The sequence below is a fragment of the Ligilactobacillus ceti DSM 22408 genome, assembly GCF_000423245.1.
GTDB lineage: Bacteria > Bacillota > Bacilli > Lactobacillales > Lactobacillaceae > Ligilactobacillus > Ligilactobacillus ceti.
In genome coordinates, this window is sequence record NZ_KE383993.1 from 436705 (window position 1) to 454078 (window position 17374).

The following is a 17374-nucleotide window of genomic DNA, read 5'->3' on the forward strand; positions in this document are numbered from 1 at the left end:
CTGTTCTCAATATACTATACTTTTTCAGACTAAGCGACATATTTTTTAAAATGTTGCTTGTTTTTTTATTTAAAATATGGCCAAGTGAACAAGACGTTTTTTCAAAATAGATGGCGAAACAATTAATTTAGCAAGTTTTTTGAAAGTTTATAATTAAAACCTGCGCAGCAATTTTTTTGATTTTTGTTATAATAAAAGAGAAAGATTTTAAATTTGGAAGTGATTTTATGAAGAAAATTTTGATGATTTGTCATGGTAATATTTGTCGAAGTCCAATGGCTGAATTTGTTATGAAAGATGCCGTGGAAAAACGAGGTTTAAGCGCAGAATATCAAATTGATTCTGCTGCTACTAGCACGGAAGAGATTGGCAATGATATTTATCCCCCGGCTCAAAGTAAGCTACGTGAAAAGGGCATCGCTTTTGAACACCGGGGTGCTCGTCAAATTACACGTCAAGATTATGCAGATTATGATTTATTGATTGGAATGGATGAAGCTAATCGGCGGAATATCACACGTATGATGGGCGGCGATCCTGATCATAAAGTTTATTTATTACTTGATTTTACAGCTGATCCTCATCCGATTAGTGACCCTTGGTATAATGGCGATTTTGAAACGACTTACCAAGAAGTGCAAGCTGGTGTCGCTGGTTTAATTAAAATGTTAGAAAAATAAAGCTAATAGGGCTTGATAGTTAAAACTATTAAGCCTTTTTTATTGCCGTTTTTACACTTATTAATTGTAAGCAATGTAAAAATGTGCTAAGATACCTTCTCGTAAAAATCAATTGAGATAAGAGGGTTAATCTAATGAATAATAATTTTAAAGATATTATGCAAAACAGAAGTTCAATCAAGTCATTTGATCCAACGGTGAAAATCCCACGTGCTGAAATGTTAGCGATGATTGATGAAGCTGTTACCGCACCATCATCCGTTAATTTACAACCATGGCGTTTTGTTGTGGTGGATACACCAGCAGGCAAAGAAAAATTACGTCCCGTAGTTAAATTTAACTTAAATCAAAACGAAACTTCGGCCGCGATGGTAGTTTTGTTTGGTGATTTAGAATGTTATCGCGAAGCTGAAACAATCTATGGACGGGCGGTGCAAGCCGGTTATATGCCAGCAGATATCAAGGAACAACTAATGGGAATGTTTATGCCAAGTTATCAAAATGAATCTTTTGCCAAAATGAATGATATCGTCAAAGTCGATTCCAGTTTAGCTGCCATGCAATTTATGTTAGTGGCCCGGGCTCATGGTTATGAAACGAATCCGATTGGTGGTTTTGATGCCGAAAAGATTGCGCGTGTTTTAGATTTAGATGAAAAAAGATATGTCCCCGTCTTGATTATGGCTATTGGTAAACAAGGTGATTATCAACCATTCCAAACTATTCGACTCGCAGCTGACGAAGTTACAACTTTTAAATAATTTTAATACTTACTTCTTGTAAGTTTATCAAAAGGATGTTATTATACATTGTGAACAATTTAATTGTTAAAAACATAAAAAATAAACTAGCTTTTTGATAAGCGATTAGTTATACTATAATCTCAAAACAAAAAGTAAGTAAATTTAAAAGGGGTGATATTAGTGCATAAAACTTTACGAATCGGAGTTTTAAACTTAATGCATGACAAAGAAGCAACACAAGAACATTTTACGAAAAGGTTGCAAGAAGCCTGTCAAAATGTTGAAGTCACTTATTTTTATCCAACGATGCATTATGCTAATCGACCTGTGCCTGCTGCAGTCCAAGCGATTGCGCAACCATTAGATTTAGATCTTGTTGCCGAAATGGATGGTTTTATTGTAACTGGTGCGCCATTAGAACAAAAAGATTTTACCGAAATCACTTATTGGGATGAATTAGTGGAGTTATTCGACTTTTTAAGCGCGCGTCATATTGAACAGCTTTATGTTTGTTGGGGAGCAATGGCGGCCGCTAATTATTTCTATAATATTGAAAAAGATCGGTTACCACAAAAAGTCTTTGGTGTTTATCAAAATAAAATTTTACAATCAACAGCTCTAACAGAAGGTTTGTCATTTGGCTTTAAAGCACCACACGCACGCTACGCTGATTTAAACGTGGCACAAATTATGGAAGAACCAGATTTAACTTTAACTGGTATTTCGCAAAATGGACATGTTTTTTCATTTGAAGCTTTAGAACAACAAACATTCTTATTAGCTCATTTAGAATATCAAGCGGGTGCTTTAGAAGCTGAATATCAACGAGAAAAAGCAGCTTTTCCTAATCGCGATATTGCGCAACCAGAAAATGTGCAAACGAGTTGGGAAGAAACGAGTCGCATCTTTTATCGGAATTGGTTAGAAAAAGTGGCTCATCAAGTTGCTGAAAAAGAATTGTGCTATGAATAGGAGAGAATGCAATGATTTATAATTCAATACGTGATTTAATCGGAAAAACACCAATTGTCAAATTACAAAATATTGTGCCTGCAGATGCAGCTGATGTTTATGTAAAATTAGAATTCTTCAATCCAGGTGGTTCAGTGAAAGATCGGATTGCTTTGGAAATGATTGAAACGGCGGAAAAAGAAGGTCTTTTAAAACCGGGAATGACGATTGTGGAACCCACTTCTGGAAATACAGGAATTGGTTTAGCTATGGTAGGTGCCAGCAAAGGTTATCCTGTCGTGATTGTAATGCCAGAAACAATGAGTGTTGAACGTCAAAAATTAATGAAAGCTTATGGCGCAAAATTGATTTTAACACCGGGTGCTAAAGGAACTTTAGGTGCGATTGAAAAAGCTACACAATTAGCTCAAGCTGACGATTACTTTATGCCAATGCAATTTGAAAATAAAGCGAACCCAGCAGCACATATTAAAACAACTGCACCAGAAATTATCGCTGATTTTGGGATTAAACAATTACCGGATGCTTTTGTAGCTGGTGTGGGGACCGGGGGAACTTTAACAGGTGTCGGTAGTGCCCTCAAAGAAGTTAAACCTGAAACACAAGTTTATGCCGTTGAACCAGCTGGCTCACCTGTTTTAACAACTGGTCAAGGGGGCAAACACGCTATTCAAGGAATTGGTGCTGGTTTTGTACCAGAAATCTTGGATACAACTCTTTATGATGATGTTGTCTTAGTGACTGATGAACAAGCTTTAACGATGATGGCTGAAATTGGGAAAGAAGAAGGTTTCTTACCCGGTATTTCGGCGGCGGCTAATGTTTTCGCTGCGATTGAAGTAGCTAAAAAACTTGGTCCTGATCACAAAGTCTTAACAGTCGCTCCTGATGGAATTGATCGTTATTTAACTGTTATTAATTAATTAATTAACCTTGCATTAAAAAAGCAAGAAAGAATGCACTTTGTTTGTTGTTTTTAAAATTTTTTTAAAAGCCGCAAATAGAGTGCATTTTTTTAGAATTTTCAAGAAGATTGTGCTATTTTAAAATTGTTAAGGGACTATAATTATTTTTCGCTGTAGGAGGCGTTTTAATATGAAAAAACAAGATGTAATTAATATTATTAAAGATTTTAGTTCTGACAATACAATGCCAGTAGCAACAATTTATTTCACAACTGAACCAAATATTAGCTATAACCATAGCGAATTGAAAAGTTTAGTTAAAGCACTTAAAACAGATCATGAAGCAATTTATCACAATTTACGTGAACATTTAGCAGAATATGATTTAGAAACTAAGTTCAATACAAGTTTCGTAATTATAGCAAATGCGGAACAATTTTTAATTGCAACGATTGATGTTGCGGTTGAAAATTTTGTGCATGTAGGTCCAGCTCCAATTATTTTACCTCTAATGGAAATGGTGGCACGTCCTAATGAATTCATTGTCTTAGGTTTAAATACTGATAACATTGAATTTTTGAAATATAAGGGTGGCCGTTTAGAACCAATAACTGACTTACCAAATCATGCGCCACTTCGGATGAACGAAGGAATTGGTGAAGAAGTTAACGGTGGGCAACTTAATGATCACGTTGCTCAAACAGGTAAAGATATCTTCCATGATCATAATATGTTAGAACAAGAACGGAAAATTGATCAAACTGATTACTATCGAGTAGTTGATTTGTATCTTGGTGAAAATTTCCGTGATATGCCAATCGTTTTAAAAGGTGTAGCTAAGAATATTAGCTTGTTCCATAAAGTATGTAAACATAGCGAAAAAGAACTTGTGAAAGATGTTGTGATTGATAAAAATATTGATGATTTAACATTAATTCAACAAGATGTTTTAGCTCAATTTAAAGAAAAATATATTTTTGAAATTGCTGAAAAATTGGATCGTGCTCGCTCTGAAAAGAAAGTGGCTCCAGTTGATGATCAATTCGCCGGTTTAATTGCTGAAGGTCGGGTCGAAGCTCTTATCTATCCAAAACAACATGACCAATGGAAATTAGCTGATATTGTGGCTAAAGACCAAAGTTATGCAGAAGTGTTAGTTAAAGGAATCGATGTTTATCCAGTACCAGCAAAAAATTGTGCCAATGTCGTAGCGATTTTACGTTATTAAAAACTAATCATAACCCAAAAAAAGCACCTCCTGAGTAATTCGGGAGGTGTTTTTTGATAGCCTTAAAAATTTTTACTAAAAATTCTAGGTTATTATTGGAAAAAAATTAAAAAACTTGCTAAAATTTAATTGTAGTTCAAGTACTTAGATTTGGGATTTTATTTTAATAGGAGTGATGATTTATGTCTAAAAACACAAAGAAATTGCTTACTACAACAGTTGTTGCCAGCGCGCTTTTAGTTGGTGGAAGTAACGGTGTGATTCATGCCGACCAAACAAATGATCAACCAACTGACAATGAACAAAAACCAAAAGTTTTACAAGTGCCAAAACAAACTAACAAGGTAACATTAAAAAGTAGTCCGCAAAAACAAGCACAAGAAATACCAGCAACACCCGCACCAAAACCAGCAGTGGCAGCTCCTGTAGCGAAAGTACCTGCTGTGAAAGTTACACCAAAGAAAGTGCAACCAGTTGTTAAAAATCAGGAAGCACAACCAAAAACACAATTTACAGCTTATGCAGCTGATCAAGCAAGTATTATGGTATCACCATATATTAAAACAACTTTAGCTCCAAATGGTAAAACCGGAACATGGAAGATGCAGCTTCAATTAGCAAAAGCGATGCAAGGTTTTTCTGAACAAATGAAAAAACTAGCTAAAACAGGTGCATATCCTCATGGACGTGACGGTAAAAATAAAATTGCTTATGTACGTTACACCATTACATTACCAAAAGGTGTTACTTTAACACCAGGCTCCATGATCATTAATAATAACTGTTCCTTTATTAATGGTGGGGGAATTACTTGGAAACAAGATGGACAAAAGATTAACTTTAGAATTCCTTTAATTGATGTTAACTGGCTACAAATTTATGATGGTTATGAAAATGATATCAAAGATCCCGCAGCTCATGCGATTGATACTGATTTCGCCTATGAAATTACTGATCCAGCAGCTTTAAAACAAAGTATTGAATCTCAAGGTGATTTTGCCTTTTATCCAAGTGGATTTGGTGCTATGTTTGGATTTGGGTTGCAAGAATTCTATACTGATAAGAGTTTTGCGCCAATTCTGGGTGGACCAGCTACAACAACATCCAAAGAAGTTAAATGGCCAAATAAATTTGATTTAGGTAATGTTGATCTTCCAGGTCAAGGGATTATTGCCGATCATCCGCAAGTAACAATTGATGGTAAAGATGGTTATATTATTAAAGACCATAACGATCTCACTGTCAGAGCTATTTTAAATGTTAAAAAAGTTAAAGAACAATTAGCTCAAATCAAAACATTTACATCATTTTCTGATAAAGAAATTGCTTTGAAAAATGTCAAAAGTGATTTTACCGCAGAATTCAAATTACCAGCTGGCGTAGATTTCGTGGCTAGCCAACCAGTGTTAAAAGGCTCCAATGGTTTCTATAAAATTACGAGCTACAATTATGATCCTGTCACACGGATTTTAAAAGTGGTTATGCAATTAAAAGATGATGCTAAAATTAAGACTTTAGCTGATTTAAGTGCCGCTGTAAATGGTATGAATGATGAATTAGTACTTGATTGGAAGATTAATGTTCCAGCAGGTCAAGTTAATGGCTATGCTTATCCAGCAGTAACATTATTTGATACAAATAATAATGCTCAAAATGGTAAAGTAACCAAAACATATCAAGTTACAGGTACTTTCCAAGGACAATTACAAGCTGATGCAACCTTAGTGCAAGCACCTGTTTTAGGTGTCGTTCCATTTAACTTTGGTTGGAAGAGTCAAGATCAACTTAACTTGTTTACACCAGTCGAAATTACTTTCGTCAGCGCTGATAAAAAACAAGGGACAGTTAATAATCCAGGTAAAGTGGTGACAATTGCGGATAAAGATGCTGTTGTTTCAGTTGCAAAAGCTGAACCAGGCTTTAAATTCGTTAACTGGACAGATGAACAAGGAAATGTTGTTAGTGAAGATGCAACACTTACAATTAAAGCTGATCAAAATGGTAACTGGCATGAAGGGCATTTTACAGCACACTTCAAAAAAGAAATTAAACCAGCTCCAAAACCTGATCCAAAGCCAACACCTAAACCAACGCCTAAACCAGAACAACCAAAACCAGAAAAAACATTGCCAACAACAGGGGAAACAAGTAATCATGCTGCTTTCTTAGGTTTAATGGCATTAGCAACAGCTGGCATTGGTGCTGCAATTAATGGCTTAAAACGTAAAGTAAAATAGAAATTTTGAAGCGATTAAGATGAAAGTCTTAGTCGCTTTTTTAGTTGATGTAAAATATTAATTTAAAAACATTCTAAAAATTTATGTTTAATAGTAGAATTAACAAGCATATTACTAGCGTTATTTTTTAATAAGTTCTACAATATGGTTGTATTCCTAACATATATTCATTTATCTTTTAATCAATTACATCTCAATTGTTTAACTCCCTTTAAATAATTGAGGTGTTTTTGTAGTTTACAGATAAAATATAAGTTGGAAATCTAAAAAATTTGTGATAAGTTATATTTACAGACTTTTGAAAGCGCTTTTATAATTTTAAATATATTATTAAACGTTTAAAAGATATACATAAGATAAAAATTTACGAAGGGATTATATTAGAGGTGAGGTTATAAATGTTCAAAAAAGCTAAAACCTGGTTAATGTTAGCGAGTATGTTAGCGTCATTTGCCGTGACGCCCGTAACGAGTGTTATTCAGGCTAATAATGTAACGCAAGAAAAGGTGGTTAACCCACAAGCTATGCAGTCGGAACCAGTACCGTCTCCGCAAGCAAATGTCAATAATGCTAAATGGGATGCAAAAATTAGTTGGCCACAAGCAAGTGATAATCATCCTTATAGTGGAGGAAGTGTTATTTCACTTTATAATCATATTCAAGTTTCCGGAACACAAAATGTGATGCAATCCGGGAGTATGGTTGTAAACACTTTGCCCAAAGCACAATTTGAAAAACCAGTGGCAACTGATTTTAAAAAGATTACTAATAAAAAAATTAAAGATATTAAAGTGATTGATGATCCAAATGATACTAATTATAAAATCGTAATTACTTTAAATAAAATGTTAGGCGGCGAAAAAGCGGCGATTCCGATTAAAATCCGTTTGAAAGCTTACGATAAACAAACGAATCAAGGGACACAAAATTTATCTAAAAACACTGTGAAAATTGATTTTATGACACAAACTGGTCAAATTGTAAGTAGTTCTGATTTTACAATTATTGGTCAAGCGGTCATTCATGGTTTGTCTAATAATTACGCTAATGTGCATGAATTAAGTCATTATGTAATCGATGGTGAGGCGCATAATTATAAATTTAAACCAAATACAATTTTGAATAAGAGTGGTTATATTTCAGATTTAAATTTATTATATTTGTCTAATTCTGATCCGAGAATGAGACGGTTATATGCGAAAATTCCTCAAGAATTCAAAGTTGATACTAAAAATACGGCCTGGAAATATGATGCCAAACTCAAGCAATATTATAAAGATATTCCGGTCAATGAATATAATATGAAAACAGCAACTGTGCCAATCGATGTCAGCGGCTTTGATATGGCTCCTTATACTTCAATTAATAAAGTGAAGGAGTTTAAGATTCATTTCACGCTGAGAGCTTTAAATCCAGATGGTTCCATTGCGACTGATCTAGAACCTGTTCGCTATTTTAATGATACAAAAATATTTATTGATATCACAAAATGGGGCGGGAAATTCAGATTCCAACCACAAAATTGGATCAAAGCGATTAATCAAGACTATCAACCTTTAATGAAGGAATATCATAAAAGTCTTTATGGAAATACCTATTTAACAAAAGGTTTAGCGGTAGCGGATGTTTTAAAGAATTATTTAATTCGTTATACAAATCAAAATGTTTTAGAGTATAAATATGACGAAGTTACGGGTGGAATGCAAAAAGATGCTACGGTGAAAATTGTTTCGGGTAGTATAAATATTCCTATGATTAGAACGATTAAAAAAGTTCGTTTAATGTATCTTGGTGATTTAACAGCACAAGAGAAAGCTGATTTAACTAAAGCTTTAAAAGGGACTAAAGTATATGGCTATAGTTATCCTGGTCATAAAACATTATTAACAGACAATGTGCCGATTTATTTTGGATCAGATTATAAATCATCATTTAATAAAGAGAAATATCGCGCTGTGAACCCGGATAATAAATACTATAATAAGATCGAATTTGTTTACCCAAATGGTGGTCTAACTTTTAAAACGAAAGCAGTCATTAAAAAGATGATTACTAATATGTATGACGATGTGATTTTAGGGTTTAATCCAGCTCAGATAAACTCATTATTAAAATCATCTGGTGGTAATAATAATGCACAAGGAGCAGCGGAATTAACAGCGGTTGATTCCAACGGTCAAAATTTGCATATTATTCATGGTAATTCATATGGTTTCGATAAAGTGGATTTTAATTATAATTATTTTACTACGTTGAAAAATCGTTATGAGAAAAAACCGGATACGGATATCCAACGGACTGATAAAAATAAACATGAAAAAGTTCCTATCTTTAATACTTGGGATGAAACAATCATTATTAAAAGTGAATTCCAGCATCAGTTAACCGGGTTAAATAATTTAAAGATTAATAATCCAGTGACTCCTCAGAATGAAACAATTTATTATTTGGTGCCTAAAGATACATTTCCTGCCAAACAACAACCGGATTTGAAAATTAAGGCCACATATTATGGTTATACGAAAACACAAAATTTAATTGTCGCTCAAGTACTAAACCATAAAATCGATCCCAAAACGATTATCGAACCATGGGGAACAATTGAAGAAATTAAATTACATTTACGCATTTCACCATCCATGCGCATTGGTAAATATGATGTGAAAGTAGCCCTCGCGATTGATAACAATAAACCCGGTTTTAAAAATGGTAAAAATGTCGGAATTAAAGAAGAGAATTATTTACCTGATTTAAAATGGAATGGTATCCCGATTACGACAAAATATAATCATAGTGAGATTCCGGGAGAATATACTGATTTGGGATCCACTGAATTCAAGTATCATCCACCGGGACTATTGATTGCTTATAAACATGTCAAAGCTCACGGGGAGATTGACCAACATTATGGTTTGTCTACTGGGAAGTCTGTGACTTTTAATGATGAGATTGATTATCGAATTGCTTTACGTAATGATCAAGAAAATAATTCAATTGAACGTTTAACAGCGATTGATATCTTACCTTATAAAGGTGATTACAATATTACGCCTAATAAAAAAGGTGAATATACGAAACGGAATTCTCAATTTAAAACACCATTAATTGGTGTCGACAAGTCGGATAAATTCGATATTTATTACTCTACTGATAAACCAGTTAAAGAGCTAAACAATAATTTAAAAGCTACTTGGATGAAGACCTTACCAAAAGATCCAGCTCAAGTTACCATGATTAAATTTGTTTTAAAACAAGGGCAAGAATTGAAAGAAAATGAAGAAGCTGTCATCACATTACATGCTAAAATGCCAAGCGATAATCGTTTGGCTGACCAAGCAAAAGCTTATAATAGTTTTGCGTTTACAGATGCAAGTACATTGGATGCTGATGGTTTTATTGAAAGTTTAGAATCTGAAACGGTGCTGAGCTATCGAAGAACGAACGTTAAATTAATCAAGAAAGATCGTAAAACAAAACAACCACTTGCTGGAGCGGAATTTAGTTTATATTCTGATAAAGAAAAGAAAGTTATTAAAGAACATCTAAAAACTAATGATCAAGGTGAAGTTGAATTACCGGATTTAGTCGTTGGTTTTCCATATACTTTAACTGAAACGAAAGCTCCCAAAGGTTACTATATTAATGATCAAAAATTGAAATTTGTTGCGAAAGAAAAACAAACTTTAGAATTCTTAGATCAATTTGATCGTAAAATTGATATTAGCGTGCATAAAAATTGGATTGATGCACCAGCTGACAAACCAGCGATCAAACTCCAATTAATGCGTGATGGTCAAGCCTTCCAAAAACCAGTTACATTAGATCATAACCAACTCGACTATAAGTGGAACGTCTCACAATATAGTCCTGCTGGTAAACTTTATAACTATACTGTCCAAGAAGTGGGCGGTAAAAATAATCAAGTTGTTTTAGCTGGTCAAACTTACGCCGTAAGTACAACTAAGACAAGCAACCATACGATTATTACTAATACTAATGTCGGTCAAACAATTTCCGTTGTTAAAAAATGGGCTGATGATCAAAACCGTGACAAGCAACGACCAGATAAAATTCATATTCATTTATTAGCGAATGGTCAAGCAGTAAAAGAGGCTGACTTAGATGAAAATCATCAATGGCAAGTTGATTTTACTCAATTACCAGTTTATGAAAATGGTCAAAAGATTAAATATACAGTTACAGAAGATCAAGTTCATGGTTATCAAGCAACAATTGAACAAAAAGATAATAACTTTATTATTACTAATAAGCACGAAGTGGCTTTAACAACGATTGCCGGAAAAGTTGTCTGGGATGATCAAAATGATGTCGATCATATCCGACCAACAGCCGTTAACGTAACGTTATACGCCAATGGAAAAGAAGTAACAACGATTCCTGTGACAGCTGATTGGAAATTTACTTTCAAAGATTTACCAATGAACGAAAACGGAAAACCAATTGTCTATACAATCGGTCAAAACGTAATCAAAGATTACACAACAAAAATTGATCAAAACACATATACAATTGTGAACCGTCATCGTCGTCCAGCAAAACCAGTTCCAACACCAAAAGAACCAACTAAACCAGTGAAACCTGTTTTACCAAAAACCGGGATGAACGCCAATGATTTAATGTCATTTATCGGTTGGATTTTCTTAATTACAGCTGGTGGATTTATGTTGTTAAAGCGTAAATTAACTAACTAGAATCGAACTAAAACACCTCACATTTTGTGGGGTGTTTTTTTATGAAAAAACAAGCTTACTTATTGTAAGTCTTCCTGAAACATGTTAATATACATTGTGAACAACTTAATTATATTTAGGAGTGATTAACATGACATACCAATTACCAGAATTACCTTATGCTTATGATGCTTTAGAACCTGCAATCGATGAATTAACAATGCATTTACATCATGATAAACATCATGCTGCTTACGTTAATAATTTGAATGCAGCTTTAGTTGATTCACCAGAATTAGCTGATAAATCAATTGAAGAGCTCTTAGCTAATTTAGATTTAGTTCCTGAAAATGTGCGGACAGCTGTCAGAAATAATGGTGGTGGCCATGCTAATCACTCTTTATTCTGGAAAGTGATGACACCAGATGCACCAACAGAACCAACTGTTGAATTATTGCAAGCAATTGAAGCTAAGTTTGGTTCATTTGATGAATTCAAAGTTCAATTCACGAAAGCTGCAAGTACACGTTTTGGTTCAGGTTGGGCTTGGTTAGTTGTTAACGAAAATCGCGAATTGGAAATTATGTCCACACCAAACCAAGATTCGCCAATTATGATTGGTAAAACACCAATTTTAGGCTTAGATGTTTGGGAACATGCTTACTATAAAAAATATAGCAACGTGCGCCCAGATTATATTAAAGCTTTTTGGTCAGTAATTAATTGGTATTATGTGGGCGAATTATATGCCGCAGCGATTAAATAATTTTGTGAACCACCTTTAATAAACTTTTGACAAGCATACATTCTTTAATTGCCATTAATTTTAGAATGTATGTTTGTTTTTGAAAGGAAGATGTTTTATGCAAGAAAAGCAATCAGAATTAGAACAACGGATTGGATCATTAGCTTATCAAGTTACGCAAAATGCGCAGACCGAACATGCCTTTACTGGCGAATATGATAATTTTTTTGATAAAGGGATTTATGTCGATATTGTCAGTGGTGAACCTTTATTTTCATCACAAGATAAATATAATGCGGGGTGTGGTTGGCCTTCATTTACACGACCTATTGAAAATCGCATGGTGACTAATCATGAAGATACCTCTTATGGAATGCATCGCGTTGAAGTGAAGAGCCGGCAAGCACAATCACATTTAGGTCATGTTTTTAATGATGGACCAAGTGATCAAGGTGGACTCCGTTATTGTATTAACTCAGCAGCGTTGAAATTTATACCTTATGATCAATTAGAAGAAGCAGGGTATGCCGAGTATCGCAAACTTTTTAAGGAGGGATAAAGATGGCTTTAGAAAAAGCAATTTTTGCTGGTGGTTGTTTTTGGTGTATGGTACAACCATTTGATCAACATCCGGGAGTGGAGAGTGTCATATCTGGTTATACAGGCGGAACAACAGAGAATCCGACTTATGAAGAAGTTTGTAGTCATCTGACGGGTCATACAGAAGCAGTTGAAATTACGTTTGATCCGGAAATTATTTCTTATCCTGAATTATTACAAATCTATTGGCAACAAACAGATCCAACTGATGCTCAAGATCGGGGAGATTCTTATCGCCCCGTTATATTTGTGAATAGTCCTCAACAACGGCAAATGGCAGAAGAATCGAAACAAGCCTTAGCTGCTAGCGGGCGCTTTGATCAGAAGATTGTCACTTCGATTGAAGATGCACAACCATTTTATCCTGCTGAAGAATATCATCAATATTTTTATCAAAAGAATCCTTTGCGAGCTTATTTAGCAGAATTAGGACGCGAAAAATTTATTCAAGAACATTGGAAATAACCGACAAAACACCTCACAAAATGTGGGGTGTTTTTTTATTCGAGCGGTCTGAGCAGATAGTTTGGCACTGGAGTGAATCAATGATAGAGTTTATAATAAGAGATTTTGTAAACGTTTTTATATTTTAAAATAAATCAATATAAAAAATATACAAAAATAAAACTATGAAGGGATTATATTTAGGGGTGAGGTTATAAATGTTCAAAAAAACTAAAACCTGGGTAATGTTAGCAAGTATGTTGGCGTCATTTGCGGTGACACCAGTTAGTAGCGTAATCCAGGCTAATCAGATCAAAGAGGCGAAAGTTACACCGCAAGTAACTCAGCCCGCACCAGCAGCGCAAAAAGGAATGATTGTCGAGACAAATGTCCGTTGGGCAAATGCAGCTTTCAATCATCCATATTATGGTGGGGAAGCCGCAACTTTGTATAATCATATTAAAATATCGGGTGCACAAGCACTGCTTCATGAAGGTGGCTATATCGTTAACCGGTTAGCGAAGCAATATTTTGATAGACCAAATGCAGATGATTTTCGGGTTAAAAACGATCGTTTAATTAAAGATGTTCAAGTGATTGATGATCCAAACAGTCCCGATTATAAAATTATTACGACTTTAGATAAGATGTATGGTGGGGAAACAGCTGATTTACCGATCCAAGTTCGATTAAAATCTTATAGTATGAAAACTAATCTCGGAACAGTTAACCAAGCAAAACGTAAAGTTAAAATTGCACTTTATAATAATAAACATCAATTGTTAAATAGTAATGATGCATTTGTGTTAACTGGTAAAAGTAGAATGTATGGCTTTTATAATGAACGTGAAACGCCAAACGTTAGTAAAGATGTTGTAGATGGTTTCAAAAAAGATTATCATCTTAAGCCCGGAACGAAATATCTTTTCGGACCAGGAGGAACACCATCAGTTACTGGATATCAAGGACCTAAAAACGATCCCCGGATGCGGCGGGTTTATGCGAAAATTCCAGCTGGGATGAAAGTTGCTGCTCAAAGTGGGTGGAAGTTTGATAATCAGAAAAAACAATATTATGTAGATATTCCAGCTAATAAATTACAATCTCCAATACCAAAGATTCCACTTGATTTTAGTGGTATTGATATGGCTAAATACACAAGTGATAAAAAGACCCTCGATGTGAGAGTTGATTTTACAATGTATGCTTTAAATCCAAATGGCCAACTTGGTTTAGATTTAAAACCATTAACTTGGTATAATGAAAAACATTTGTATATTTCCATGAATACTTGGGAATTCACGGCATTAATTACACCAGGGATTTCTGTAAGAGGAATTGATAGTCAATATAAACCATATCCTGTGAAAGATCATTACTATTGGCACCCACATGCAACACAGTATTTGATTCCAGGAGAGCCAGCAGAAGTTATTAAAAAGAATGATTTAGTCAAATATACGATTCGAAATATTTCAACGTATAAACTTAACAATACTAAGTCAGATGAAAATTATGAATTTGTTGTAAAAAATAGTAGTATCCCCGTGCCGAAGTTTAGACGAATTAAACAAGTGCGGATGTTATTGTTAGGTAATCTAACACCTGCCCAACAAAAAGATTTAACACAACGCTTAAAAGGTACGAAAGTTTATGGGGTGAAAAACGGTCACAAAGAACTCCTAACTGATAAGATCAAAACAGTTTATGAACCAAGTTTTAAAAAATCATATAATGCCAATGGATATCTAACAGTTAATTTAAAACATAAACAATATGATAAAATTCTGTTTGAATATCCAAATGGTGGTTTAAGATTTAAAACTACTAAGGAAATGGATACGATTGCGCAAACAATTAATAGTGAAATGATTTTGGATCCCGATGTTCCATCCTTAAAACGTTATGGTAAGTATGTCTACAATTCCAAAGATCTTTATGCGCAAATTCAAGGTTTTGTAGATGTTAAAAATGCAAAAACACAAAAACATCTGAAAGATATTACCTTTAATAACGCCAAAAGTTCACGTGGGAGTGATGTTTTTGGTACTGTAAATAGTAGGATTTTAGGTGATGCGACAATTAAAACTATTTCTACTAACCCTGATAAAGATGGCAGAATATTAGATAAAGACACATATCATGATTTAAAAGATATTATCCGAGTTAAAAATAATTACTATTATGGTATTGGTGGTCCCAATCTTCAAATCTCACCAGCAGTTGTGCCAGAAAATCGGATTGTTTACTATTTAGTACCTAATGCAATTTATCCAGCCGACAAGCAAGCTGATGTGAAAATTTTAGATACGATTTATGGATATAAACCAGGGAAGAATTTAGTTATTGCGAAAGTTACGAAAAAAATGCGTTCACCATGGGTTGGGACACGTGTTTATAGTTCTGTGAATTTTAATACTGATTTCAAAATGACACCTGAGATTAAAGTTGGTAAATACAAAATCGAAGCAGCTATGGCTTTAGATAATAATAAACTTGGTTATAACAAGGGATTTATTAAAGGGATTGAAGAACCAGATACTTTAACAAATCTCAAATGGAATGATTTTCCAATTACGACAAAATATAACCATAGTGAGCTTCCAGAAAAATATACTGATTTAGAAGATACTTCATTCCAAGTCTATCCACCGTTATATTTGAAAGCATATAAAACAGTTAAATTACATGCTGATAGTGATCAACATTACGGACTTTCAACTGGGAAAGCGGCTACTTTTAATGATAAAGTCGATTATCAACTAGCGGTACGTAATGATAAAAATGATCCCGTGGAACATTTAACAGCGATTGATATCTTGCCATATAAAGGTGACTGGAACATTACACCAAATGAAAAAGGTGTCTATGAACCACGTAATTCTAAATTTAGTACACAGTTACTTAGTGTAGAAAAATCGAATTTCTTTAACATTTTTTATTCAACTGATAAACCAGTGAAAGATTTAACCAAGAACTTAAATGCAACTTGGTCAAGTACTTTACCAAAAGATCTTTCCAAAGTTACAATGATTAAATGGGTGATGAAGCCAGGTAAGAAGATTTATAAAGATCAGGTCGAAGGGATTGTCGTTCATGCTCAGATGCCAAGCGATGAAAATATTCCTGATAAAGCAACATCCTTTAATACATTCGCAATTTCACAAGATCCTAATTTAGCAGTTGACAGTTTTATTGAAAGTTTAGCAGTTAAAACAATCTTATCTTACCGGAGAACAAACATTAAATTGATCAAGAAAGATCGTCAAACAAAACAACCGTTGTCCGGAGCGGAATTTAGTTTATATTCTGATAAAGAAAAGAAAGTTATTAAAGAACATCTAAAAACTAATGATCAAGGTGAAGTTGAATTACCTGATTTAGTTGTGGGATATCCATATACATTAACCGAAACAAAAGCTCCAAAAGGTTATTATGTTAATGATCAAAAACTTAAATTTGTTGCGAAAGAAAAACAAACTTTAGAATTCTTGGATCAACTTGATCGTAAAATTGATGTTAGCGTGCATAAAAATTGGATTGATGCACCAGCTGACAAACCAGTGATCAAACTCCAATTAATGCGTGATGGTCAAGCCTATCAAAAACCAGTTACATTAGATCATAACCAACTCGACTACAAGTGGAATGTTTCACAATATAGTCCTGCTGGCAAACTTTATAACTATACCGTCCAAGAAGTTGGCGTTAAAAATAATCAAGTTGTTTTAGCTGGTCAAACTTACGCCGTAAGTTCAACTAATACAAGCAACCATACGATTATTACTAATACTAATGTCGGTCAAACAATTTCCGTTGTGAAAAAATGGTCTGATGATCAAAATCGTGACAAGCAACGACCAGATAAAATTCATATTCATTTATTAGCGAATGGTCAAGCGGTAAAAGAGGCTGACTTAGATGAAAATCATCAATGGCAAGTTGATTTTACTCAATTACCAGTTTATGAAAATGGTCAAAAGATTAAATATACAGTCACAGAAGATCAAGTTAATGGTTATCAACCAACAATCGAACAAAAAGATAATAACTTTATTATTACTAATAAGCACGAAGTGGCTTTAACAACGATTGCCGGAAAAGTTGTCTGGGATGATCAAAATGATGT

General features: G+C 34.0%; 11 protein-coding genes. All 11 read left to right on the forward strand.

Annotated elements, in window-relative coordinates; translation table 11 throughout:
- Positions 1-227 precede the first annotated feature (227 nt).
- Entirely contained in the window at positions 228-680 is a 453-nt protein-coding gene (locus tag G540_RS0105065) for a low molecular weight protein-tyrosine-phosphatase (RefSeq protein ID WP_027107192.1), read from the forward strand.
- Between the two features lie 134 nt (positions 681-814).
- Positions 815-1441, forward strand: coding sequence for a nitroreductase family protein (locus G540_RS0105070; RefSeq protein WP_027107193.1), 627 nt, complete (start codon positions 815-817; stop codon positions 1439-1441).
- Positions 1442-1603: 162 nt separating this feature from the next.
- Positions 1604-2395: a homoserine O-acetyltransferase/O-succinyltransferase family protein gene (locus G540_RS0105075; protein WP_035463617.1), complete on the forward strand. Its 792-nt coding sequence runs from the start codon at positions 1604-1606 to the stop codon at positions 2393-2395.
- A gap of 11 nt (positions 2396-2406) precedes the next feature.
- Positions 2407-3318, forward strand: a complete 912-nt coding sequence (gene cysK / locus G540_RS0105080; protein ID WP_035463618.1) for a cysteine synthase A — start codon at positions 2407-2409, stop codon at positions 3316-3318.
- 172 nt (positions 3319-3490) lie between these two features.
- Entirely contained in the window at positions 3491-4528 is a 1038-nt protein-coding gene (locus tag G540_RS0105085) for a baeRF6 domain-containing protein (RefSeq protein WP_027107196.1), read from the forward strand.
- Between the two features lie 182 nt (positions 4529-4710).
- On the forward strand, positions 4711-6765 hold the full coding sequence (locus tag G540_RS07105; RefSeq protein ID WP_035463619.1) for an LPXTG cell wall anchor domain-containing protein: 2055 nt from the start codon (positions 4711-4713) through the stop codon (positions 6763-6765).
- Between the two features lie 398 nt (positions 6766-7163).
- A complete protein-coding gene (locus G540_RS0105095) occupies positions 7164-11477 on the forward strand; it encodes a Cna B-type domain-containing protein (RefSeq protein WP_027107197.1) in 4314 nt (1437 codons plus the stop codon).
- A 130-nt stretch (positions 11478-11607) separates the two neighbouring features.
- Positions 11608-12222, forward strand: a complete 615-nt coding sequence (locus tag G540_RS0105100; RefSeq protein WP_027107198.1) for a superoxide dismutase — start codon at positions 11608-11610, stop codon at positions 12220-12222.
- A gap of 97 nt (positions 12223-12319) precedes the next feature.
- Entirely contained in the window at positions 12320-12760 is a 441-nt protein-coding gene (gene msrB, locus G540_RS0105105; protein ID WP_027107199.1) for a peptide-methionine (R)-S-oxide reductase MsrB, read from the forward strand.
- Positions 12761-12762: 2 nt separating this feature from the next.
- Positions 12763-13266 (forward strand): peptide-methionine (S)-S-oxide reductase MsrA, encoded by a 504-nt coding sequence (msrA, locus tag G540_RS0105110; RefSeq protein WP_027107200.1) that lies wholly within the window; start codon positions 12763-12765, stop codon positions 13264-13266.
- A gap of 197 nt (positions 13267-13463) precedes the next feature.
- On the forward strand, positions 13464-17374 hold a 3911-nt coding region (locus tag G540_RS07290), incomplete at its 3' end, for a Cna B-type domain-containing protein (protein WP_155885137.1).